General features: G+C 41.4%; 22 protein-coding genes. 10 read left to right on the top strand and 12 right to left on the bottom strand.

The genetic code is table 11. From position 1 onward, the window contains the following. The first annotated feature begins 110 nt into the window (after positions 1-110). Complete coding sequence (locus tag V5M37_RS07540) at positions 111-290, top strand: hypothetical protein (protein WP_213116688.1); 180 nt, start codon at positions 111-113, stop codon at positions 288-290. Between the two features lie 58 nt (positions 291-348). On the opposite strand, the gene V5M37_RS07535 is transcribed toward V5M37_RS07540, so the two are convergent. Continuing rightward, positions 349-441: a YjcZ family sporulation protein gene (locus tag V5M37_RS07535; protein ID WP_423801450.1), complete on the bottom strand. Its 93-nt coding sequence runs from the start codon at positions 439-441 to the stop codon at positions 349-351. Between the two features lie 213 nt (positions 442-654). Between V5M37_RS07535 and V5M37_RS07530 the strand changes: the two genes are divergently transcribed. Then, a complete protein-coding gene (locus V5M37_RS07530) occupies positions 655-1515 on the top strand; it encodes a peptidylprolyl isomerase (RefSeq protein WP_213141072.1) in 861 nt (286 codons plus the stop codon). Positions 1516-1558: 43 nt separating this feature from the next. Here the strand turns inward: V5M37_RS07530 and V5M37_RS07525 are convergent, their stop codons facing one another. From V5M37_RS07525 to V5M37_RS07500, 6 genes are all read right to left on the bottom strand, one after another. Then, positions 1559-1753 (bottom strand): sporulation YhaL family protein, encoded by a 195-nt coding sequence (locus tag V5M37_RS07525; RefSeq protein WP_378580821.1) that lies wholly within the window; start codon positions 1751-1753, stop codon positions 1559-1561. A 102-nt stretch (positions 1754-1855) separates the two neighbouring features. Next, the gene (gene yhaM / locus V5M37_RS07520; protein ID WP_213141073.1) at positions 1856-2800 is read right to left on the bottom strand and encodes a 3'-5' exoribonuclease YhaM; all 945 of its coding nucleotides are present in this window, start codon (positions 2798-2800) and stop codon (positions 1856-1858) included. A 52-nt stretch (positions 2801-2852) separates the two neighbouring features. Next, positions 2853-5840, bottom strand: a complete 2988-nt coding sequence (locus V5M37_RS07515) for an AAA family ATPase (protein WP_423801449.1) — start codon at positions 5838-5840, stop codon at positions 2853-2855. Positions 5841-5857: 17 nt separating this feature from the next. Next, positions 5858-7075, bottom strand: coding sequence for a metallophosphoesterase family protein (locus V5M37_RS07510; protein WP_423801448.1), 1218 nt, complete (start codon positions 7073-7075; stop codon positions 5858-5860). Positions 7076-7189: 114 nt separating this feature from the next. Then, complete coding sequence (locus tag V5M37_RS07505) at positions 7190-8443, bottom strand: ABC transporter permease (RefSeq protein ID WP_423801447.1); 1254 nt, start codon at positions 8441-8443, stop codon at positions 7190-7192. Further along, a complete protein-coding gene (locus tag V5M37_RS07500; RefSeq protein ID WP_423801446.1) occupies positions 8436-9335 on the bottom strand; it encodes an ABC transporter ATP-binding protein in 900 nt (299 codons plus the stop codon). Before V5M37_RS07500 ends, V5M37_RS07505 begins: the two co-directional genes overlap by 8 nt. A gap of 124 nt (positions 9336-9459) precedes the next feature. On the opposite strand from V5M37_RS07500, the gene V5M37_RS07495 reads away from it, so the two are divergent. Further along, a complete protein-coding gene (locus tag V5M37_RS07495) occupies positions 9460-9645 on the top strand; it encodes a YhzD family protein (RefSeq protein ID WP_213141078.1) in 186 nt (61 codons plus the stop codon). Between the two features lie 40 nt (positions 9646-9685). Here the strand turns inward: V5M37_RS07495 and V5M37_RS07490 are convergent, their stop codons facing one another. The 5 genes from V5M37_RS07490 to V5M37_RS07470 form a co-directional block, all read right to left on the bottom strand. Continuing rightward, positions 9686-10477: an enoyl-CoA hydratase gene (locus tag V5M37_RS07490; RefSeq protein ID WP_378580813.1), complete on the bottom strand. Its 792-nt coding sequence runs from the start codon at positions 10475-10477 to the stop codon at positions 9686-9688. A gap of 133 nt (positions 10478-10610) precedes the next feature. Beyond that, complete coding sequence (locus V5M37_RS07485; protein ID WP_423801445.1) at positions 10611-12230, bottom strand: long-chain fatty acid--CoA ligase; 1620 nt, start codon at positions 12228-12230, stop codon at positions 10611-10613. Between the two features lie 135 nt (positions 12231-12365). Continuing rightward, the gene (locus V5M37_RS07480) at positions 12366-13877 is read right to left on the bottom strand and encodes a coproporphyrinogen III oxidase (protein ID WP_423801444.1); all 1512 of its coding nucleotides are present in this window, start codon (positions 13875-13877) and stop codon (positions 12366-12368) included. 126 nt (positions 13878-14003) lie between these two features. After that, positions 14004-14873: a Cof-type HAD-IIB family hydrolase gene (locus V5M37_RS07475; RefSeq protein ID WP_213141082.1), complete on the bottom strand. Its 870-nt coding sequence runs from the start codon at positions 14871-14873 to the stop codon at positions 14004-14006. Between the two features lie 110 nt (positions 14874-14983). Continuing rightward, complete coding sequence (locus V5M37_RS07470) at positions 14984-15331, bottom strand: YlbF family regulator (RefSeq protein ID WP_213141083.1); 348 nt, start codon at positions 15329-15331, stop codon at positions 14984-14986. Positions 15332-15482: 151 nt separating this feature from the next. Here V5M37_RS07470 and V5M37_RS07465 point away from each other — a divergent pair, with 151 nt between their 5' ends. The 7 genes from V5M37_RS07465 (at position 15483) to V5M37_RS07435 (ending at position 21904) form a co-directional block, all read left to right on the top strand. Beyond that, positions 15483-16856: a YheC/YheD family protein gene (locus V5M37_RS07465; RefSeq protein WP_423801443.1), complete on the top strand. Its 1374-nt coding sequence runs from the start codon at positions 15483-15485 to the stop codon at positions 16854-16856. A 5-nt stretch (positions 16857-16861) separates the two neighbouring features. Next, positions 16862-17965, top strand: coding sequence for a YheC/YheD family protein (locus V5M37_RS07460; RefSeq protein ID WP_423801442.1), 1104 nt, complete (start codon positions 16862-16864; stop codon positions 17963-17965). Beyond that, positions 17943-19307: a YheC/YheD family protein gene (locus tag V5M37_RS07455; RefSeq protein WP_423801441.1), complete on the top strand. Its 1365-nt coding sequence runs from the start codon at positions 17943-17945 to the stop codon at positions 19305-19307. Before V5M37_RS07460 ends, V5M37_RS07455 begins: the two co-directional genes overlap by 23 nt. Then, on the top strand, positions 19304-20350 hold the full coding sequence (locus V5M37_RS07450) for a YheC/YheD family protein (RefSeq protein ID WP_423801440.1): 1047 nt from the start codon (positions 19304-19306) through the stop codon (positions 20348-20350). The genes V5M37_RS07455 and V5M37_RS07450 overlap by 4 nt, the downstream gene beginning before the upstream one ends. Positions 20351-20423: 73 nt before the next feature. After that, positions 20424-20633 (top strand): YheE family protein, encoded by a 210-nt coding sequence (locus V5M37_RS07445; protein WP_213141088.1) that lies wholly within the window; start codon positions 20424-20426, stop codon positions 20631-20633. 75 nt (positions 20634-20708) lie between these two features. Continuing rightward, on the top strand, positions 20709-20900 hold the full coding sequence (locus V5M37_RS07440; RefSeq protein WP_213141342.1) for a hypothetical protein: 192 nt from the start codon (positions 20709-20711) through the stop codon (positions 20898-20900). Between the two features lie 101 nt (positions 20901-21001). Further along, positions 21002-21904: a PucR family transcriptional regulator gene (locus V5M37_RS07435; RefSeq protein ID WP_423801439.1), complete on the top strand. Its 903-nt coding sequence runs from the start codon at positions 21002-21004 to the stop codon at positions 21902-21904. Positions 21905-21977: the final 73 nt, after the last annotated feature.

Here is a 21977-nt window from a genome sequence, read left to right as displayed (position 1 = left end):
TTTACTTATTTGGCATAAAAATCTGAAAACCTTCCATTCTTTTTGACTATCTTTTTAATAAATTATTTGGTAAGGTAAAATGGAACAGTATCTGGGGGGAGGGATTTCTTATGATCTCCATTTTTATCGTCTTTGCCATTTTTATTTTGTTTTATGTAAATAAAATGACCAGTTCATTATGTATTCAAAAAGAAATTCCGGAAGAACGTCAGCACAAGGTGTTTCGTACGATTAATGTTCTTGTTACCATTTTATTAATTTCTTCCTATTTGGAAATTTTGTATACATAGTGTATAAGTAAAAAAACAAGCGATGAGGTGTCTCTCATCGCTTTTTACTTATGCTGCATTACCAAACCCAAGCAGCACCAACGATAATCAATAAAATGAAAAGAACAACGATTAACGCAAAGCCTGCACCGTAACCTGCTCCACCAGACATATTTTTGCCTCCTTTCCGTTTCTACGATATACTATTCAACCTCCCTCTAATTCGACTAGGCTCTTATCTTATTTTTTTGGAAAAGACATGAATGGGCTTGTAAATTTTTGAAATGATAATCCTTTTAATTTTTTGCAGGAGTTGCCATTTATGTTATAGTTAAGGATGTGGACAAAAACCCATAAGAATTTAACTATTTAGGAGAGATTCATCATGAAAAAATGGATAATGGCCCTAACGCTTGCAAGCTCAATCCTTGCCTTAAGTGCATGTAATCAAAATGGTTCGGAAACGGTTGCAGAGAGCAAAGCTGGGGATGTAACACAAGAGGATCTTTACAAGGCAATGAAGGATAAATTCGGCAATCAGGCATTACAGCAGCTTGTCTATGAAAAGGTTCTTTCTAAAAAGTACAAAGTAACCGACAAAGAATTAGATGACAAAATTAAACAAATCAAAGAGGACCTTGGCTCAAACTTTGAAATGACCTTGGCTCAATATGGTTATAAAAGTGAAGCCGACCTAAAGAAAACAATGAAGCTTGGCATGCTGCAGGAAAAAGCGGCGATGAAAGACATTAAAATAACCGATAAAGAATTAAAGGATTACTATGATAATTATCAACCTGAAATTAAGGCACGCCATATTCTCGTTGCCGATGAAGCAACTGCTAACACTGTAAAGCAAAAGCTTGATGGCGGAGCAAAATTCGAAGATGTGGCAAAAGAATACTCAACTGATAAAGCTTCTGCCCAAAATGGCGGCGACTTAGGCTGGTTTGGTACTGGAAAGATGGACCCTGATTTTGAAAAGGCTGCCTATGCCCTGAAAGTTAATGAAATCAGTGCTCCAGTAAAAACTCAATTCGGTTACCATATTATTCAGGTTACTGATAAAAAAGAGAAAAAATCCTATGATGAAATGAAAAAAGATATTGAATATCAAGTAAAATCTCAAAAGTTAACTACCGATGTGATTAATAAAGCCATGGAACGTGAATTAAAAGACGCTAATGTAAAGATTAATGACAAAGACTTAAAAGATGCCCTAACACCACAGACTGCAGCCCAATAAAAATCGGAAAAACGGAAGCGCCTCATTTTGCGCTTCCGTTTTTTTATTCGCTTGTAGCATGTTCACCTTTTCGGGCTTCCTTTTCTTTTTCAAGCCGCATCATATAGATTTCGCCCTCACGTTCTATATCTTCTTGTTCAAGCTGACGCTCTTCCCGCCCTGTTTTAATGGCCATTAACGCGCTAATGATAATCCCAACCACAACTGCATAAACCCAAATAGGTATAGTCAACTTCACTTGCCCCCTTCAAAATGGTTGTCCAATTTTCTAATAAATAATATTCACGGATTAAAAAATTATGCTAAAAAAAAAGATAACCTCCTAGAGAGGCTACCCTTCCTATTTATGAAATGCAGGCTTGTAAAATGATCGATTATCCAGCGCAAAAACCCGTTCAGTAAACTCCCCTGGCTTAACTCTTTCCAAAGCCCGGTCAAGCATGTTCATTTTTGCATCGAGATTATCAATGTAATGAAGGATTTCTGCTTCTTTCACTAACGGCGGTTTTGGGCTTCCCCACTCCGCTTTTCCGTGATGGCTTAGAACGAGGTGCTGGAGGATTAACACTTCCTCCCCGTTAATACCAAGTTCTTCAGCTGCTTTGCCAATTTCATTGATCATAATCGTAATATGCCCAAGTAGATTGCCTTCGAGCGTATAAACAGTTGAAATTGGTCCGGATAATTCCATGACTTTGCCCATATCATGCAGGATGATGCCTGCATACAGCAGGTCCCTGTCAAGACTTGGGTATAGGCCGGAGATTGCTTTGGCGAGGTCAAGCATGCTGACCACATGATAGGCAAGCCCGGAAACAAATTCATGATGATTTTTGGTCGCCGCCGGATACTCCAAAAATGCCTTCTGGTGCTTCTTTATTAAATGGCGGGTAATTCTCTGGATATTTGGGTTTTTCATATCAAAAATATACTGGGTTAGTTTACTCACCATTTCATCCTGACTTAATGGTGCGGTTTCAAGGAAGTCTTCCAATTTCACCGCATCCGCTGGTCCGGTTCTTCGAATCTGGCGGATTTTCAACTGGCTTTTGCCCCGGTAATTTTGCACGTCCCCATGAATTTTGACAATCGTTTGGGCGGCATACATTTTTTCATCCTCTTCATTGGCATCCCAAAGCTTGGCTTCAATATCTCCGCTTTGGTCTTGCAGGATTAACGTTAAAAACGGCTTTCCGTTGCTCGCAATTCCTTTTGTGGACGTTTTAATTAATAAATATAACTCAATCTGTTCCCCAACATCATAATGTAAAATACCTTTCGCCAACCTAGACACGCTCCCTTCCGATAGTAAAAGTATAACATATCCTTCTTTCACTCTATGAAATTATCTGAACAGCACCTTTTTCCAAGAAAAGAACATTTTCCTTTGGAAAGAACTGCAGTAAATGCTGATGACAAGTAAAAAATAAGATTTGATTTTGTTCCAGCGTTTTTAAAAGCGCGATGACCCTTTCCGTTCTGCCGATATCAAAGTTTACGAAGCTGTCATCAATGATAATTGGGAACCGGTATTTTCCATAAAGGGTTGTAGCCAGTGCCAGTCTGATCGAAACATATAGCTGTTCTGTGGTAGCTTGGCTTAATTCGTTTGCTTCGAATAGGGTCCGGTCCTCCCGTTCTACTAGAAAACCAGTCCCCAATGGGTGCAGGTGTATTCTGTGGTATCTGCCATTTGTAAGAAAAGACAAAAACTCCTCCGCCCTTTCGAGCATTCTGGGCAAATGTTCATTTTTGTATTTCTCGATTGTTGCCGTCAAAATATTTTGTGCAAGAGAATATACAGCCCACTCTTTTGCTGTCTCCTCGAGTTCAAATTTTTTCTGTTTATAATGATGGAGAATATCGGAATAAACGCCGCCTTCTTCGAGAACCTGTAATTCGTACTTGACCTTGGCTTGCTCCTCCTGCAGTTCTTTTAATCTAGCATGCAATCGCTTAGATTCATCAAGGCCGGCAGTTATTAATTCATCCCAATTATGGATGGTTAGGAAGCTTTCCCTCTCTTCCTCAGACAGGCTTGAATAGTTAAGCTGACTGCGGATATTGTCCAAAGCAGCCAGCAGTTCGGATCTTTTTTCCGCCTTTTTTCCAAATTCATAGAATTGCTGTTCCGTATCCGTATTAGCAGACTGAAGCAGCAAAGCATACTCCGCTTCAAGCTGCTCTAGTTCATGTGATTTGCCTTGCCAATCTGCTTCCATGCCAGCAAGCTTATTTTTTCTTTCCTGGTTTTTGATACTCTTTTCAAGCTCTTCCTTAAGTTTTGTCCTCAATAAAAATGCGGTCTTATGTAAATCGAGATCCTTTTCCGGCAAAAAGCGTTTGCCATATTCCAGAATTCCTTCGGCGATCTGGCTTTGCTGCTGATTAGCTTTGTCCACTTTTGCAATTAGCTTATCCCGTTCCCATAAAATCTCTTTAAATTTTTCGATTTGTTTAAATGCTTCCTCCAAAAAGGCGGCGGCAAGATTATCAGGTATTTTTAATTCCCTGCTAATTGTAAGCAGCATCTCCTTATGCTGACTAGAGGCAATCTCCCATTCCTCAAATTTCGAAATCACTTTTTCGAATTGGCTCTGCTGCTGCTTGAGCTTTAATTTTAATAGCTGCAGTTGTTCACGCCGCTGATTGTCTAACTTCAATTCTTCAGCAGCCTTGCTCAGATCGAGGTATTCCGCAGATTGCAGCTTTTCACTTACCTGTTTTTCTTTTTCCCGCAGCTCGCCAAGCTGTTGAACAAGCTGCTTTTCTTTAGCCTGCTTTAAGGATTGCAGCATGTATACGGCAAAAGCCAAACTGCCCCCTAACCCCAAGATCATCAGTACCCATTGTTTTGTCAGAAGTCCATAAAGGATTAGTCCGAGGAGGATCAGCTCTATCGTGATAAATTGAAGCTTAAGCCTTGATTTAGCGGCCTGCTCCTGGTCAAGCGATCTTTGCTGGAAATGGATTTTTTCCTTGATTCCCTTTAATTCCTCTTCTAAGCCCCTTTTATCATTTCCGTGAACCTGTTTTTCAAGGAGCAGTCTGTCTTGGTCCGGCAAACATAAGCCCTCGGTCAAGAGAACCTCCTTTTCAATCATCTCTAAGGCATTTTTTTCTTCCTCATACCGTTCATCCAGTTCCTCTTTTGCTTCCATCAGTTTTCTGCTTTGTTTTGCGGTTGTTTCAACCTGCTTTTTCATATACATATTTGTATTAATGGCTTGAAAATCTTGATCCTGCAATGGCAGATGGAGCTTCGCTTTTATAATGGAAAGTTCCGCCTCACAGTCAGCCAGCCTCTGTTCATATTGGCCCAGTTCCAATTTGAATTGATCAAAAATGGGCATCTGATCCAGTAACATTAATATCGCCGGCTCGTTCTCGAGGAGTTCTTTATTTGGCTCCAAACCGGCTATTTCCAGCTTTACCTTTTCAATTCGTTCCGCAAGACTGTTCAGCTCTGCTTTGTAGGGAAGAATAAGTTGGTTTAATTTTTCGAGTCTTTCCATTCCTCGTACAGGGAACTGTACTTCTTCAAGATCAGCAAGCTCGTTCTCAATCCACTTTTCTTGTTTAACAGAAGATTCTATCCTTTTCCACTCTGAAAGCTTTGCTGTATTTACCTGAAGGGTGGTAAGCTGTTCATTAAGATTAGCCATTTCCTGCAGCAGGCTTTCTTTTTTCGCTGCCAAGGTCTCATATTCCTTATTTTTCGAAGCGGCTTTTTTTAGTTCTTGATTGACCTCATGAAGCTCCTGCAGTTTTTCATTTAGCTCAGGCTTTTTTCCCCCTGGCTTAAAGCGGGTATCCAGCTCCTTTTGGAGGGCAGCCTCTGCCTTTGCCAGTTGTTCTGTGCCTAGTGTTCCTGCGGAAAATAGGTATTTACCCAGCTCTTCTCCCTTCATCTGGTGAATGTTTTGCAGCCCGTGTATATTGAATGAAAAAATGGCCTGAAATAGATTTTTATCAAAACTTTCTAGTAATTCCTTTAAAAGTTCCTCACCGCCAATGATCCCGTTATCCATGACTACCTTGACATCACCGGCGGCTTTTCCTTTTACCCGTTCAATTACTGCAAAGCCTTGCCCTTCAAAATAAATTCGGATATTTCCGCCGTACTTTGTACCATGTTTCGGTTCGTAGCGCAGCTCTGATTGCTGCTTAGTTGGAAAACCAAATAAAATACTATGTATAAAGGTCATAATCGTAGATTTTCCAGCCTCATTTTCCCCAAAGAAAACCTGAAATTCATTCAAATTTTCGATGATGACATTTTCCAGCTGCCCAAAACCGTAAATATTCATTGCCGTGATTTTCAATTTGGGTTCACTCCTTTCTATTTATAAAGTAATTCAATTAGCAGTTTCTCCGCCCTATTAATTAGTTCATGCTGCTCACCTGAGGATAGGGGCGACAAATATTTTTTACCCAAGCGGTGCTCGTACAAAACGGCCAAGGCTTCATCTACATGATCAAATTGTTCAATTGCAGCAAAAAGCTCACCATAAAAATTGGCTTCTTTTTTTAATTGTTCCTTGTTCACCTGCTGCCTTTCGGAAAAGGATAGCTCCACAATCCAAACAAATGCTTCCTCCTCCTGTTCATCTTCCAACAAAAGATCAAGCAGATCCGTTTGCAAACTTCTTCTTTCCATGTCGTCTTCTAGGAGAATGTTTTTGATGGCTAGGGACAAGAATGTGCCTTTTTTATCCTTTCTCCAGGTATTTAGGCTTGACTGACATAATTGAAGAACATCATGAAAATTCTTCGCCGATGCTGCATCAATTTCAGCCTCTTCCCAGACAATATCTGCTGCTTCTACAAAGTCCAGTTTTGCCTCAAGTTCCGTAAGCGTGACATGATAAAATCCTTTTGCGTCTTTTTCCTTTTTATTTCTCCCTTGAATATTACCGGGATAGATAATCGGAGGATTTTCAGACAATACAGCGCGTTTATGGATATGGCCCAATGCCCAATAATCAAAGTCTTTATCAAGTAAATCCTTAACAGTAAACGGGGCATAATTATCATGTTCGGAGGAAGAGCTTTCATTTCCATGAAGGATGCCAATGTGGAAATCTGAACCCACTGACTTCACATACTCATCTATTTTTCTCTCAAACACATGCCGGGTTGGATAGCTGAAGCCATAGAAGGATACTGTTTCACCTGACTTTATCTGCAGTTCCATCCGTTCGACCTTGCTTCCAAACACATGGACATTGTCCGGCATGTCAAGGTGAACCCAGGAACCATTTAAATGGTCATGATTCCCGTGGATCACATAGACGGGAATTTCATGTTCTGCAAGCTTCTGCATTTCCGCTCTGAATCGGGATTGGGCCCGGAGACTGCGGTCCTCTCCGTCAAATAAATCACCTGCTATGATGACAAAATCAACCTGTCTTTCAATTGCTGTTTCAGTTAGAATTTTTAAGGAAGTAAAGGTGCTCTCTTTAACTCTTGAAAAAATAGCAGCGGGCAAATGCTTCAAACCGACCATTGGGCTGTCCATATGTAAATCGGCAGCATGAAGAAATGATAATTTTTTCATAAAATTTCCTCTCAAACGTTCTTTTCTTTTATTTTATCACGGCTAATATACGAATGCACGTTCTGTGTCACGATTAATAAAAAGCTTTACCATAAATGGTAAAGCTCAGACTGTCTATTGGTTTTTTGTTAATTGCAGGGCTTTTTTAATATCTTTAAAGGAATTGGATTTGCCATACATCAAAACACCGCCGCGATAGACTCGTGCGCCAAAAATAGCTAATACGGCAATCGTTGCCACAAGGATGGCAATCCCCAAAACAGCCTCCCAAACCGGAATGGTCAGCATTCCAACACGGAGGAACATAATCATTGGCGTAAAGAACGGGATATAGGACGTGATGGTAATAAACGCAGCATCTGGCTTGCCAAGGCCAAACATGGCAATCATAAAACCGCCAACAACCAATAACGTCATCGGGGTAATCATCTGTTGGACATCCTCAATCCTGCTGACCAGCGAGCCTAAAAAGGCCGCTAGGGTGGCATAAAGAAAATAGCCAAGGATAAAGAAAATCACTGCATAGACGATGGTTGCCGCCGGGATATCGCCAAACCCATACACTCCGAAGAATCCGTCTTTGAGGGACTCCATATTTTTTGTAAGAGAAAAATAGCCGACAATCAAAAATACCGCCAATTGTGTCAGGCTCAACAGTCCAATCCCAAGAATCTTCGCAAACATCTGCTTGATTGGCGAGACACTTGAAATCAGGATTTCCATTACCCTGGATGATTTTTCCGTTGCCACCTCCATGGCAATCATATTGGCATACATGATGACAGCAAAATAGATGATAAATAAGAGGACATAGACAAGTCCGCGTGCTTGATTGAGTTCCTCTTCTGTTTTCGCATTTTTCTCAAGCGCTGTTTTTTCAAACGAAGCCGGCTCATAAAGCTTTTGCAGCTGATTAGGTGCCAAATTAATTTTCGAAGCGGCGAGCATCGTTTTAACCTGCTGCAAGCCTGTCTGAAGATCCGTATACAACGCAGAATCAGCAATGCTCATTGCCTTATAGCCCGCTTCCGGAAGCCCTTCTTTGTTAAAACGCAATTCAAGCAATCCAGTAAACTTACCATTTTCGACCGCTTTTTCCGCTTCTTTTTCAGTGCCTTTATAAGATGTTAAGTTTATATCTTTATTGATTGTTTTCAATTGCTGCTTGAAAGGCTCGTAAAGCTTGCCTGTCTCATCCAGGACAGCAACATTCTCTTTACCGCCGTTTTTATCAAAAATCTCGATGATATTTTGAAAGTTTGTTAACCCCAGGACAATTACGATTGTCAAAAAGGTTGTAACAATAAAGGATTTGCTTTTCAATTTATTCAGGTAGGTATGTACTAAAATAATCCAAAAATTATTCATATGCATTACCTACTTTCTCGATAAAAATATCATTCAATGACGGCTCTTCAAGGGCAAATTTTCGCAGCAAGCCTTTCCCGGCAATTTCCTTGAGGATTCCTTCCGCGACCTGTTCCCCTTCAATCTGTAATTCCAGCCCCTCCATTGTCGGTTTCGTCTTTACCACACCAGGAAAGTCTTTGATCGACTCCAAGGAAAAATCCGCATGGATAATGAGGTTCTTTTTCCCATAGGCGCGCTTGATTTCCTTTAAGGAACCATGAACCACGGGACTTCCTTTTTGCAGAATACAGAGATGCTCGCACAGTTCCTCGACATGATGCATTTGATGGCTGGAAAAGACAATGGTTGTTCCGTTTTCCTTTAGCCCTAAAACTGCCTCTTTTAACTGCTCGACATTGACAGGGTCCAGTCCGCTAAACGGTTCATCCAATATTAACAGCCTCGGTTTATGGATCACAGCAGCAATGAATTGAATTTTCTGCTGATTTCCTTTCGAAAGCTCTTCAACTCTTTTATTTTCATATTCGGGTATTTTAAATTTTTCGAGCCAGCTTCTTAGCTCCCTTAAAGCCTCATTTTTAGGCATTCCTCTTAATCTAGCTAAATAAACAATCTGGTCCCGGACCTTTAGTTTTGGATACAGCCCTCTCTCTTCAGGGAGATAGCCCACCAAATGGCTGGTAGAATAATTGAGTGGTTGATCGTCCCAGGTTATGTTACCGGAACTTGCATCGAGTAAACCTAAAATCATTCGAAACGTTGTTGTTTTCCCAGCGCCATTTGCCCCCAAAAAACCAAACATTTCTTTTTCCGGAATCGTCAGAGATAAATCGCTGACAGCAGTAAATTCTCCGAAACGTTTTGTAACCCGTTCCAGTTTAAGTACCATTTTACCTACTCCTTTCCTCTTACAATACAAATATACCATATTATGGGTTTAATTTTCTCTTTGCACAATTTATAGAATTATGCAAAAATAATAGTAAGAATTTTTTTAAAAAGGGGTATGTGGAATGAAAACTTATAAATTAACGGCGTTTGAGGCAAATGGAGAAAAGATTTTAGACGAAGCCTTCCAAGCAGAAAACGATGATGCTGCAAAAGCGCAGGGGGAAAAACTATTATCAGAGAAAAATTTACTAGATAAAACGCACCGCTGCACATCTCCTGCAGGCAAACTGCTACTTTTCCATGCTTAAAAATCAGAAATAAGAGGCTGTCTTATGACAGCCTCTTATTTTATTTTCCGATAAAATTTGGCTTTCTTTTTTCAATAAACGCCTTGATTCCTTCTTTGTGGTCTTCGGTTTCGCGCATTTTCTGCTGGCCGTATTTCTCTAACTCCAGTATTTTTAAGAGCTGCGGGCGATTCTTTTCAGCCAATATCTTTTTCGTTTTGATCATCGCTTGAACAGGTCTTTGCAGCCAATCTGCCACTCTAGTATGTACAGCATCCTGCAGATCGCCTTCAGCTACTTCCTGAATAAGACCGATTGAATGCGCTTCCTCCGCACTCATCATTTTACCCTCCCAGATAACATGCTTGGCCTTGGTTTCTCCTAATCTTTTTTCCATGAAGAAATGGGCACCACCATCTGGGATCAGCCCTATGCCGATAAAATTCATTGCCAGTTTGCTAGATTTTTCAGCAATAATATGATCGGTTGCTAACGCTAAACTAAACCCTAAGCCCGCTGCCGCACCGGTAATCGCGCTGATTGTTAATTTTGGCATGCTATATAAGGTGATCACCAGCTCACTGATACAGTCCATGAGCGGAAGAAATCCATTCTCGTCCATATCAGATAGCATTGTTTTAATATCTCCCCCGGCTGAAAACGCTTTTCCTTTTCCAGTTAAAATCAGGATATCCACATCATCCGATTCGCTGATTTCTTTCAGTTTGCTGACAAGGCCTTTTATCATATCCACGTCCATTGCGTTAAGCGCTTCCGGCCGATTCATTTCCAATGTGGCTACCCGGCCCTCTACTTGTAAGTTCACCTTTTCTGTGACAAAATTTAAAGCCATTTCCAATCCCCCCAATAAACTTGTTCATCTTCATTATATAGAGAAATGAACAGAATAAAAACAAACTTTCGTAATAGATTGAATTTTCCACGGGCAAAAAGGACAAAGGGCTGGCCCCCCTTGCCCTCGTCTATTAACCTTTTTGACTTACTTCCTTTTGCACCTGGTCACGAAGAGCCATTTTCAAAAATTTCCCTACAGAGGTTTTTGGAACTTCTTCGATGAATAAAATATCGTCCGGAATCCACCATTTTGCAAATTGAGGCTGAAGAAATTCAAAGAGCTCTTCTTTAGTTGTTTTTCCTTTATAGGCATCCTTTAGCACAACGCAGGCGACTGGGCGTTCCTGCCACCGCTCATGCGGCACTGCTACAACGGCTGCTTCAAACACCGCTTCATGGGCCATTAAGGCGTTTTCTAAATCAACGGATGAGATCCATTCCCCGCCGCTCTTGATCAGGTCCTTCGTTCTGTCGACTATTTTAACAAACCCTTCTTCGTCAATAGTAGCGACGTCCCCGGTGTGCAGCCAGCCATCGTGGAAAGCATCCTTCGTCCGTTCATCCTGATAATATTCGGAAGCAATCCATGGTCCTCTTAAGCATAATTCGCCCATTTCCGTGCCGTTCCATGCGACTTCACCGTTCTGGCCCAGGATTTTCATCTCTAGTCCAGGGACAAGAACTCCTTGTTTAGCTCTTAATTCCAATCTTTCCTCGTAATCGAGGTCCTGTTGATAGCTTTTTAATGAGGAGAATACAGCAAGCGGGCTTGTTTCAGTCATCCCATAGCCGTGCATAAATGGAATATTGTATTTTTGTTCAAATGTTTTAATCATTCCTTTAGGCGCTGCAGAACCGCCGCACAGGATTCCTCTTAGGCTGCTTAGATCATAGCTGCCTTCTTCAAGTTCTTTCAGCAGTCCCATCCAAATCGTTGGAACCCCTGCTGTGATGGTCACTTTTTCCTGCTGGATTAATTCAGCTAACAGCTTTGGTGTAAAATTGGGTCCGGGAAGGACTAACGTGGTGCCAAACCAAACACCGGCAAACGGCATTCCCCAAGCATTTGCATGGAACATTGGGACAACCGCAAGGGCAACATCCTTTTCACTAAGTGCCAAAGTGTCAGCTAAACCTATGGCCATGCTATGCAGAAAAATCCCCCGGTGAGAGTAGACTACTCCTTTTGGATTTCCAGTAGTCGCGGATGTATAGCACATCCCGGCCGGGTCGTTTTCGTCAATTGGAGTGGTATATTGGAATTTCGGGTTTGCTTCAGCTAATAGTTTTTCGTAATGATAGACTGGTGTGAGTGATGTTTGCGGGAGTTCTTTTTCATCGGTCATGATTATAAAAGCTTTGACAGTTTTAAGTTCATGTGAGCATTTTTCAAGTAGTGGAAGGATGTCTGCGTCAACGAGGAGTATTTTGTCTTCGGCATGATTAATGATATAGCTGATGTGCTGTGGTGAAAGACGGATGTTGATGGTGTGAGCTACTGCACCAATGCAAGGAATGCCGAAGTATGCTTCGAGATGGCGGTGATGGTTCCAGGCCAATGTCCCCACCTTGTCGCCCTTTTCAACGCCAAGCTTGGTCAAGGCATCGGAAAGCTTCCTTGTCCGTTCGCCGATTTGTTGGTAAGTCAGCTTTTGGATTCCGCTGGCCGTTCTTGAGACTACCTGCTTCTTTGGAAAGTACTTTTCCGCCCTTTCGAGCATTTGCGTCATTGTTAAAGGTGTCTGCATCATAGCTTATTCCCCCTATTAGTAAATGCGTTTTAACCCCATAGTATCCTATGTGGCGGTTCCTCTTAAATATTCGACATCGGGGAAAATAATCCTTTATTAAGAACACGTTGCCAACAAAAAATCCCCTGCTTCATATCAAGCAGGAGATCCTTTTTCCGAAAATAACTCATCTAATATTTTTATCTTCTCATCGGTATAGGCTTCAAAGCCATCGTTATAGGACTTTGGATCTTTCGGGTTGGCAAAGTGCGTAATTTTCCCAGTAACAGGGTCAATGAATTTGCTCGATGCCCCACAGCCGAGTCCGATGATGGTCTGCTGCTCTTCCATAATCATGATATTGTAGATACTTTCTTGATTGGGCAGGGAGTAGCCGACATTTTCCAGGTTCCCCAGGATGTTTTTCTGACGGTATAAATAGTAAGGGACATAGCCATGGTCAGCTGTCCAGTCCTCGGCCAGATTCATCATTTTTTCAACCTCAGTACGGTCTGCCACCTTATATTTTTCCTTATTCTTTGTCATTTCAGACGCACGCTTGAAGGATAAAGTATGAACCGTCACCGACTCCGGCATCAGCTTTTCCGTCTCACTCAATGAATGGGTGAATTCCGCCAAACCCTCACCGGGAAGGCCGATGATAAGGTCCATATTGATATTATTCATCCCCATTTCCCGCGCCAAGTGATATTTTTCAATCGTTTCCGTTACCGTATGATGACGTCCGATTGCCTTCAATGTTTCCTGCGTATACGATTGTGGGTTAATGCTAATCCGGTCAATCTTCCACTTTTTCAAAACGTCAAGCTTCTCCGGGGTAATCGTATCTGGACGTCCCGCCTCCACAGTAATTTCTCGAATTTTAGTGACATCAGGAAACGAGTTGTACATCTCCTCGTAGAGCATGTCCATCTCTTCAGCGGTAATGCTTGTTGGTGTGCCGCCGCCATAGTAAACGGTTGTAATCCGCACCCCTTTTTCCTTCAGCCACTCGCCGATTTTCCTCATTTCATAATGAAGGCCGCCTAAGAAGGAATCAACAGATCCCTGCCGCCCGTTAATAGCATAAGCCGGGAACGTGCAATAGGCGCATTTGGTCGGGCAGAACGGAATGCCAATATAAATGCTCACTTCCCGCTCGAGCGAGTAAAGGTCTGGAACAACCGTCAACTGCCGGTCGACGATGTGCTGCATCAGTGCAATTTTTTCATCAGTAATTAAATACTCATCCTTTAATTGCCGATGGGCCACTTCAGGTGAAATGCCTTCCTGCAGTTTTTTGTGAAGCAGCTTAGTCGGTCTCACACCCGTTAAAATTCCCCATTTTTGCGTAATGCCGGTCAAGTCTTGGAGAACCGTTAAATAAACGTGGGAAACGGCATTTTTAATCTGCTTAAACCGTTCTTTTTCAGAATCGGCTTCCTTAAAATCCCGCTGATATTCAGCAGATAGGACTTTTCCGTTCCCATCCCTTAATTCAGCAGAAACAACGATTTTCTCCTCAACCTGTAAAAGAAATAAAATCTGTATATCAGCATCATCCGTCTGAGATGTCAAAATCTGTGACTCTTCAAAAAATAAATTCGCAATAAGCGTTAATGGCCGATTGAATCTTTCATCCTCTAAGCCTAGTATCGAAATTCGCAAGCTTTATCACCTTTCAAAAATAAACTTCTTTAAGTGTACAAAATCACAAAAATAAGGTCAATATAGTGGAAATCATTGGAGCATTAAAAAGATATCAGAGACCAGCCCTGATATCTTTTTTCAAGATTAATTTTTGATAATCTTCATTTTCCTTAAAAATTCGATTGGCTGCTGCTTTCTGAAGTGTTCCTTCACCATATAAGCAACGCCATGTTCGTTTTCCGACCTTGTTACCCAGTCCGATGCTTTCTTCACCTCAAAAGGAGCATTCCACATCGAAACACCTAGACCAGCCGCTTCAATTAACGGGATGTCATCAAGGCTGTCACCGATATAGACCATCTCTTTTAACTGGAAACCGAGCTGGCTGCCCAGAAACGCTAACCCATTAAGTTTGGAAACTCCTGCCGGAACAAGATCGAGCCGCAATGAATCAAGTTTAATCGGAGTGATTTCCGTAAACATTTTTTCAATGGCGGTTTTGGCATCCTCTAAATCGCGTTTATTTTCGAAATAGACTTCAATCTTCGTAGGAGTTGCCGGCTGATCATGCAAATATTCGCTGAGGGATTCGACAAATTGCTGTGAATAAACAAAAGGGTCGCCTGTGGTGAAAACCGTTTTTGCTAATAATTGCTGGTGCAGTTTATATTTATTGGCAATCGAGAAATTCTCGTGAACCAAACGGATTTGACACGGCAGCGCCTCGAGCAGACGAATGGTATCATAGGTAATTTCCTCATTAATCCGCTTCACGTATACCGGCTTATTTTCCTCCCGCGCAATGAATGCCCCCTGATGGGTGACGAGCGGTGACGATATCTTTAAGGCTTTCGCTGCCTTCTTGGCTGAGTGAAAGCTCCGTGATGTAACGAGTGTGACATAAATCCCCTTTTGCTGAACATATTCTACAGCTTCCTTTGTCGATTTATGGATTTTGCCATTGCTTTGTAAGAGTGTGCCATCAATATTTAACGCAAGTAAGCGATAAATCATTATGCTGCCCCCTGTTCTTGGTGAAATTCCCTTTATATCACTTTTATGATTTTTCACCAATTTATAGAACAGTGCTTGTAAAAGTGTAGGCTTGGCAGCTTCTTAAAAAATTAAATTTGTCCGTATAAATCAGCCAATGGCTTTAGGACGATCTGGTTTAACTCCCCGATTACATTATTCATTCGCTGTTCCACCTGCATAAGATGGGCGATTTTCGGATTTTGCTGAACAACTCCGACAGTTGCTTGGGCCTGCTGAATTTCCTGCTCGGAAATGTTTTGTCCCATCATTTGTTTTTGCTGCAAATTCATTTGGATGTGGCGAAATTGATCAAACAGCTGCTTCGCTGCCGGGTCGGCATTTACCTCTTGATACGCTTGCTGTAGTTGTTTAAATTCATCACTTTGACGGATCGCATTTTCTAAAGCATAGGCGGAATCATATAAATTTACTGCCATTTGCGGGCTCACTCCTTTTTGGTTAACAATACTTCCCAACTATATCAAACTATTCAAGGGAATGCGAGAATGTTCAAATCACCATCCCTATTGGTTTTACATAGGATACTACATCAGCGGATGCCTATTTAATAAAGAATGAGGAGTGATTATGTCCCGTTCATTAACGAGCGTAACAATTTTACCAGAGAAATCCGAAGCAACGAATTCTCATTTGATTAAAATGTCCCGCAGGCTGTATCACTACCTGCAACTGGAGAAACACCGCGAATTACAAATTATGGTCGGCACAAAAACAATTTGTGCCAATATCCAAATCATCGAGACCCTTCCCCGGGAACTGCATGTGCCGGAGGAAGTCTTTACCTATTTTTGCTTGCCTGTCCGAAAGGTTAACCTACAAGCAAAATACTTTTCTGAGTCCAACACTCTTAAGCTTGGTCCGGTCATCGGATTGCTGACAGATTTTTCACCGAAGGATGGTGAAGAACCTAATTTCCGTTCCATTCATAAGTTTTGTGAGGACCTCCATCAGGTGGTGTCAGAAAATGGCGGTTTTCTTTATGTATTTTCTTTTAAACATTTTTTACAGCACGGCTATTATTTTGAAAACGGAAGCTGGATAGGAACAAGCCCACCTGCCCCTGATGTTATTTATAATCGGATCCATTCTCGAAAACTGGAAAACAAACAAGAATTTGTTGAATTTCGAAAGATTCTTGAACAACTTGCCATTCCCATCTTCAATGATCGCTTTCTGTCAAAATGGGAAGTATACGACCAGTTGAAAAATGAACATCATTTGACATCCTACATTCCCGAGACAGCCTTGCTCTCAAGGGATACTTTACATTCCTTCCTGCAAACCTATGAAACCATTTTTATAAAACCGATTCATGGCAGCCAGGGAAAAAATATTATTAAACTGGAAAAAATTGCGGAAGACCAATTTACCCTCCAAACTTCAGGCCAATCCCAAGCAGATGCTTTACCAGCCTTAGCAGCACATGAAATCTATCAAGAAATAAAATTACTGCTGCAAAACCGAATTTGTATTGTTCAGGAGGGTATTTCTTTTATTGACTATCAATCATCTGCCATGGACTTCAGGGTATTGGTCCATCGAAATTATGAAAAAAAGTGGGAAATTACCTCGGTTGTGGCAAGAATCGGGGCTGAACAGGAAATTGTCTCCAATGTTGCCAGGGGCGGCCATACGATAAAACCGGTAACTGCCTTACGCTCCAAAATGTCCCCAAAAAGCGCTATACAAACATTGAAGCTAATAAAAGAGCTATCGTTGGAAACCGCCGAAAAGGTCAGTGCGCTGTCTGCCGGAATTACCGGCGAACTGGGGATTGATGTCGGCGTTGATGAAAAGGGGAAACCCTGGCTGATTGAAGTAAACTCAAAACCCTCGAAGGTATTTGAAGATGATTCAGGGAAAATCAGACCGTCTGCAAAGGCTATCATTCGTTTTTGCACAAGCCTGGCCTTTGAAACCCTGAATGAAAAGGAGGTTTAATTCACTTGATTACATTTGGCATTATGTCCTTAAACCTAGAAACAGAGGCCCCCTATATAACGGAAATGGCCGAACATGCAAAAGACTTAGGTATCGAAGCTTTTCGCTTCGTTCCAACCAATATCAATCCAAATACACTTCAGGTTCAAGGGAAAAAATTTGACGCTGAAAAAAAGGATTGGGTCAATGCCGAATTCCCCATCCCCCGCATCCTCTACGACCGTTGTTTCTACGGGGAGGATGAACAATCGAAACAATGCCTTCCGATTGTATCGTGGCTAAAAAGCAGGAGGGATATTACCTTTTTAGGATATGGTCTGCCTAATAAACTAGACCTCTATCAGGCGCTGAAAGACACGAAGCTATCTGCCTATCTGCCGCCGACAAAGCAGGTAATCGATACGGCTGGAATTTTAAAAGAATTAAACAGCGGAAAAAAGATTGTCATAAAACCCATTAACGGTTCACAGGGTTATGGTATTTATTCCTTAAAGAAAAATGACAAATCGATTCATGTTAAAACGGAAAAACAAAAACAGATTATATCAAGGATTTTTCCAAACGAAGGAAAATTTTCGCAGTGGCTTAGAAGCTTGCTCGCGCGGCATCAATATCTTATGCAGCCTTATCTTGAATTAACCAACAGTGAATTGCAGCCCTTTGACATCCGGATTCTCCTGCAAAAAAATGAGCATGGCAATTGGGGAGAAATTGGGCGCGGAGTTCGAATCGGTACCAGCGGCGGAATTTTATCGAATTTAAGTGCAGGCGGGATGGCAACAGCCTTCTCAGAATGGTCAACTTCCCTGCCTGCAGCGAGAAGGGAATTTATTCAGCAGGAATTAACCAGCATTCTTACAGAATTACCACACCTTCTTGAAAGAAGCTTCCTGCCTCTCTTTGAAATCGGTGTCGATATTGGTATCGCCAAAAACGGCTCGATCTGGATTTTAGATATGAATTCAAAGCCCGGCAGGAAGGTTATTTTGCAAACCCGCCCCAATCTTAAGGAAAAGCTGTACTGTGCACCGCTGCTTTACGCAAAATACCTGTCGGAATCGAAAGACCAAGAAAGGAAGAACATCTATGAGAAAACGTTATCTCATTGAGGTCGTCCAAAATGATCAATTGATTGTTTTTTGCCCTCCTTCCCTCCTTCAAGAAAATGGGCCTAAGCGAATTGCTTTTGGTTCAAATTCAATGGCAGTGGAATTTCTGCCCCATCCTGACCGAGAAGATCGGATTGTGATGAGCAGGGTCATACAAAAAGAACTCCAATTTCCGGAATTCAAGCTGCCGCTCCATGTTTTTTTAGATAATCAAACCCTGTACATCGGTCCTCTTGTTGGCATTTTTACGGCTGGATTTACACTGCATCCTGATCAGCTCCTCGGCGAGAGAACACAGTTTTTTTCAAAGCTTTTATCCGTGAATAAAAACGTCGGAGCCCTCGCTTTTGTGTTCGGAGAGCAGCATATTGATTGGGAACAGGGCACGATTGAGGGTTATTTTTTCCACGATGGAGATTGGGAACAGCGGGAGGTCCCTTTCCCTAACGTCATTTATGATCGTCTGCCAAACCGAAGGAGTGAAGGAATTCCCAAATTAGTTAAAGTAAAAAAACGGCTTCAACAGGAATATTTAATCCCTTGGTATAATCCCGGCTTTTTCAACAAGTTAGATATTTACGAACGGCTTCTCCAAGATCATTCGGTTGATAAATACCTTCCTGAGACCCATCCATTTACCTCTTTTTCCTTGATCGAGAGGATGCTTTCAAAATACGGGCACGTTTATATAAAGCCGAAAAATGGCAGTCTTGGCTTTGGCATTCATCAAATTATTTTTGATAAAAACACAAACGACTATTACTGCCGTTATCAAGATGACGACGGGGCAAACAGGTTACAAAAATTCCACAGCCTGGAGAAATTGTTTGAGCGGGTATTCGCGAAGCAATCGCTGGAAAAAATGGTTGTCCAACAGGGGATTCATTTAGTTCGCAACGAGCAGCGGCCCGTTGATTTTCGCATCCATACGAACAAGGACGAAACAGGCAGCTGGCATGTTTCCGCGCTTGCAGCAAAAATAGCCGGGCCGGGAAGCCCGACCACTCATAAGAGGAGCGGCGGAGAAATTAAAACGATCAGCGAAATCTTTCCTGCTGAAGATGCCGGCATGTTCGAAGAGAAGCTTTCCAATGCTGCCCTTTCCTTAAGTCATGCATTAGACCGAAATGTCGAAGGAATTATCGGCGAAATTGGCTTTGATTTGGGCATTGACCGGAACGGCGATGTCTGGCTGTTCGAGGCAAATTCCAAACCCGGCCGTTCGATTTTCAGCCATCCGGAATTAAAAGAATTTGATTTATTGACACGCAAATTGTCCCTCGCCTTCGCCGTTTTTCTAACCGAGCAAGCCTTACTGCATCCCGAGGAACTTTATCAATGATCGACAAACAAGCAGGGCCGGTGATTGGCATCATGACCGCGCTTAAATCCGATGGAACAGTTGCTGGAAACGGGGAACTTTTTATCAAACTGCAAAAAAAGCTTATTTCACTTAATGGAATAAGCTTTATTTTTACGCTTGAAGGGGCCGGAGCGGAATATATTGAAGGATTCAGCTATTCACCCGATGAAAATCGCTGGATAAAGAACTCTTTCCCCTACCCAGATTTGGTGTATAATCGAATTCCCTTCAGAAAAACAGAACAGACCGAAGAATGTAAAAGCTTCTTTCAGCATTTAAAGGATAAAGGAATTCCCTATTTCAACCCAGGTTTTATAGATAAATACGAGCTTTATCAACTAATGGAAAACCATCCTGTCCTCCAAGATTATGTACCGAAGACGATCCTCCTTCAAGAAAAAAAAGACCTTGAATTATTATTGAAAGCAAATTCTAGTGTTTATCTAAAGCCAGCAGCCTCTTCAAAGGGAAAGGGCGTTTTTCGCGTCAGGCATTTATCCTCGCCATACATCCAATTTGAGTCAAGAATAAGAAGCATTTGCTACCCATCTTTCGAAGATTTTTGGCAGGATTGGAGCGAATTGCTCTTATCGAAAACCTATTTGGCACAAATTGATATCAATTCTGCTGAATATGAAGGGTTTCGCTATGATTTTCGGATTATTGCCCACGCCGAAAAAGGGGATTATTCACTAACCGGCGTCGGCATCCGGCAATCCCAGGAACAAGGAGTCACCACCCATATTCCATCGGGGGGAAGACTTCTTCCCTACTCTTTATTACAAACGATCGAACATGATCAATTTTTTCAAATGATTATCCCGCACATTGGGAAAGCTTTATCGGAACAACTTGGCTTTTTCGGTGAATTTTCCATTGATGCCGGCATGAGCAAAAGTGGAAAATATTATATTTACGAGGTGAATTCAAAACCAATGCGGTTTGATGAATCTCAAATTGAAGAGAAAAAAATTGACCAGCTATGCCGTATTTTCCTCCACTTAACAAACTCCTGCCCATAAAAAATTTTATTTGCATAATATTCAAAACAAGGTAAGCTATAAGTAATACTAGGTGTTAGAGGAGGACAATAAGGTGATCATGCATTTTCAATATAAGCCGCTTTTTGAAAATACCAATATTCCCGGCTGGAATATTTCCTTCTATTTTAAAAAACAGAGATATACAGGAGTTTATCACCAAACAGGAAACCTTGAATGGACCTCAAATCCTCCTGCCGAAGAAGATTTGAAGGCATTGACGAGCCAGATTCACGAGCTAATGCTTTACCATGTATATGAATAATCGACTATTCCCTGCATGAAACTCCGTCCTTTCTGTACAAACTAAAAACGAATTAGAAGGAAAGGATGGTTGAACGTGACTAAAAAAAATGAACAGCCTATCACTGAAGGGTCTGCATATGAGGGCAGAGACATGGCTTACATGGATATTGACAGAATGATTAATGAAGGAATGTCCGGAGGGTCTGTCCACGCCCGTTATGATTCAACAAATATTGAAGAAGCGCGCGATCTAATAGAAGAATCACCGCCAAATGAAAATACATGATAACATTTGCCGAGCCAGTTTAGAGGGTTCGGCAATTTTTCTGTGGAAACAAATTGAAACTGGTATAATAGGCTCTAAGAAATCTAATGGGGAAATGAACGATGCTTAGAAAATTACTTACTGTATATGAAAATTCACTGCTGTTTTCCGAAAGGCCAGATGTGCCATCTGAACAGCTTTATCTTTTTTACGACCAGTCCGCCGATGAATGGCTGGGTATTCCCAAAAAGGAAATTAGTGATAAAGAGCTCCACCTTCTAAAGACTTTGTATGAACTGGTGGAATGGCAGTCTTCAGCCGTGTCGTCCAGAGTAAACACCTGGTATGAGTTTTTATTTTTAAATGGGGTTCTCCCTTCAGAAAAGCAGGACACGTCATTTCGCTTTATCCATTTTCATTTAAATGGCGATGATACAGATCAAAAGGAAATGGAATCTGCGTTAAAAGGCTTCTTTTCGGATGAGGCTGTGTTTCTTTGGGAAAGTCACTCCAAAGGTGTGATTATTGAAGAACAAAAACAAATTTCTCTATCCGAAGATGAATTGCTGGCCATTTCAGAAACATTGGAAAGTGATTTTTATGAAAGTGTCACTTTTTTTATCGGAAAAGTTCAGCCTTTTTCTGAGCAGTTAAGGGCCTTCTTCCAAGAGGAAAGGGAATTATTCCAGTTTGCTCTAGTGAAAGTGCACAATTCCAAGATTTTTTCTTTTGAAAGAATTTTTCCGGCTTATCTTTCTGCCCGCTTGCCTGCTGAAATAAAAAATATGGTTCCTGAAGCGATTTTTGCGCTTTTTGGTGATGATCCGGAAATGTTTTCAACGATAAAAGTATTTCTTGAAACCAATTTAAATGCCAGTCTTACAGCTAAAAAGTTATATATTCACCGAAACACACTGCAATATCGGATTGATAAATTCGTGGATAAAACAGGAATAGTATTAAAGGATTTTAACGGTGCGTTTATCGTGTTTTTAGCATGCCTGCTATTTGAACAAGAGGGATAATGTCAATCTGCCCAAAAAAGCGTTTTCAATATTTGTGCAGCCTGACCATATCGATTAAAGCGCTTTCCTTGTA

The sequence above is a fragment of the Neobacillus sp. SAB-20_R2A genome (assembly GCF_049568635.1).
GTDB lineage: Bacteria > Bacillota > Bacilli > Bacillales > Cytobacillaceae > Neobacillus > Neobacillus citreus.
This window is presented reverse-complemented; position numbering and strand designations above follow the sequence as displayed.

What these genes read in the sequence shown, in the direction of transcription:
- V5M37_RS07540 (WP_213116688.1), top strand. Translation starts at nt 111, where the DNA reads ATGATCTCCATTTTTATCGTCTTTGCCATTTTTATTTTGTTTTATGTA.
- V5M37_RS07535 (WP_423801450.1), bottom strand. Translation starts at nt 441, where the DNA reads ATGTCTGGTGGAGCAGGTTACGGTGCAGGCTTTGCGTTAATCGTTGTT.
- V5M37_RS07530 (WP_213141072.1), top strand. Translation starts at nt 655, where the DNA reads ATGAAAAAATGGATAATGGCCCTAACGCTTGCAAGCTCAATCCTTGCC.
- V5M37_RS07510 (WP_423801448.1), bottom strand. Translation starts at nt 7,075, where the DNA reads ATGAAAAAATTATCATTTCTTCATGCTGCCGATTTACATATGGACAGC.
- V5M37_RS07505 (WP_423801447.1), bottom strand. Translation starts at nt 8,443, where the DNA reads ATGAATAATTTTTGGATTATTTTAGTACATACCTACCTGAATAAATTG.
- V5M37_RS07500 (WP_423801446.1), bottom strand. Translation starts at nt 9,335, where the DNA reads ATGGTACTTAAACTGGAACGGGTTACAAAACGTTTCGGAGAATTTACT.
- V5M37_RS07495 (WP_213141078.1), top strand. Translation starts at nt 9,460, where the DNA reads ATGAAAACTTATAAATTAACGGCGTTTGAGGCAAATGGAGAAAAGATT.
- V5M37_RS07490 (WP_378580813.1), bottom strand. Translation starts at nt 10,477, where the DNA reads ATGGCTTTAAATTTTGTCACAGAAAAGGTGAACTTACAAGTAGAGGGC.
- V5M37_RS07485 (WP_423801445.1), bottom strand. Translation starts at nt 12,230, where the DNA reads ATGATGCAGACACCTTTAACAATGACGCAAATGCTCGAAAGGGCGGAA.
- V5M37_RS07475 (WP_213141082.1), bottom strand. Translation starts at nt 14,873, where the DNA reads ATGATTTATCGCTTACTTGCGTTAAATATTGATGGCACACTCTTACAA.
- V5M37_RS07470 (WP_213141083.1), bottom strand. Translation starts at nt 15,331, where the DNA reads ATGGCAGTAAATTTATATGATTCCGCCTATGCTTTAGAAAATGCGATC.
- V5M37_RS07465 (WP_423801443.1), top strand. Translation starts at nt 15,483, where the DNA reads ATGTCCCGTTCATTAACGAGCGTAACAATTTTACCAGAGAAATCCGAA.
- V5M37_RS07455 (WP_423801441.1), top strand. Translation starts at nt 17,943, where the DNA reads ATGAGAAAACGTTATCTCATTGAGGTCGTCCAAAATGATCAATTGATT.
- V5M37_RS07450 (WP_423801440.1), top strand. Translation starts at nt 19,304, where the DNA reads ATGATCGACAAACAAGCAGGGCCGGTGATTGGCATCATGACCGCGCTT.
- V5M37_RS07435 (WP_423801439.1), top strand. Translation starts at nt 21,002, where the DNA reads ATGCTTAGAAAATTACTTACTGTATATGAAAATTCACTGCTGTTTTCC.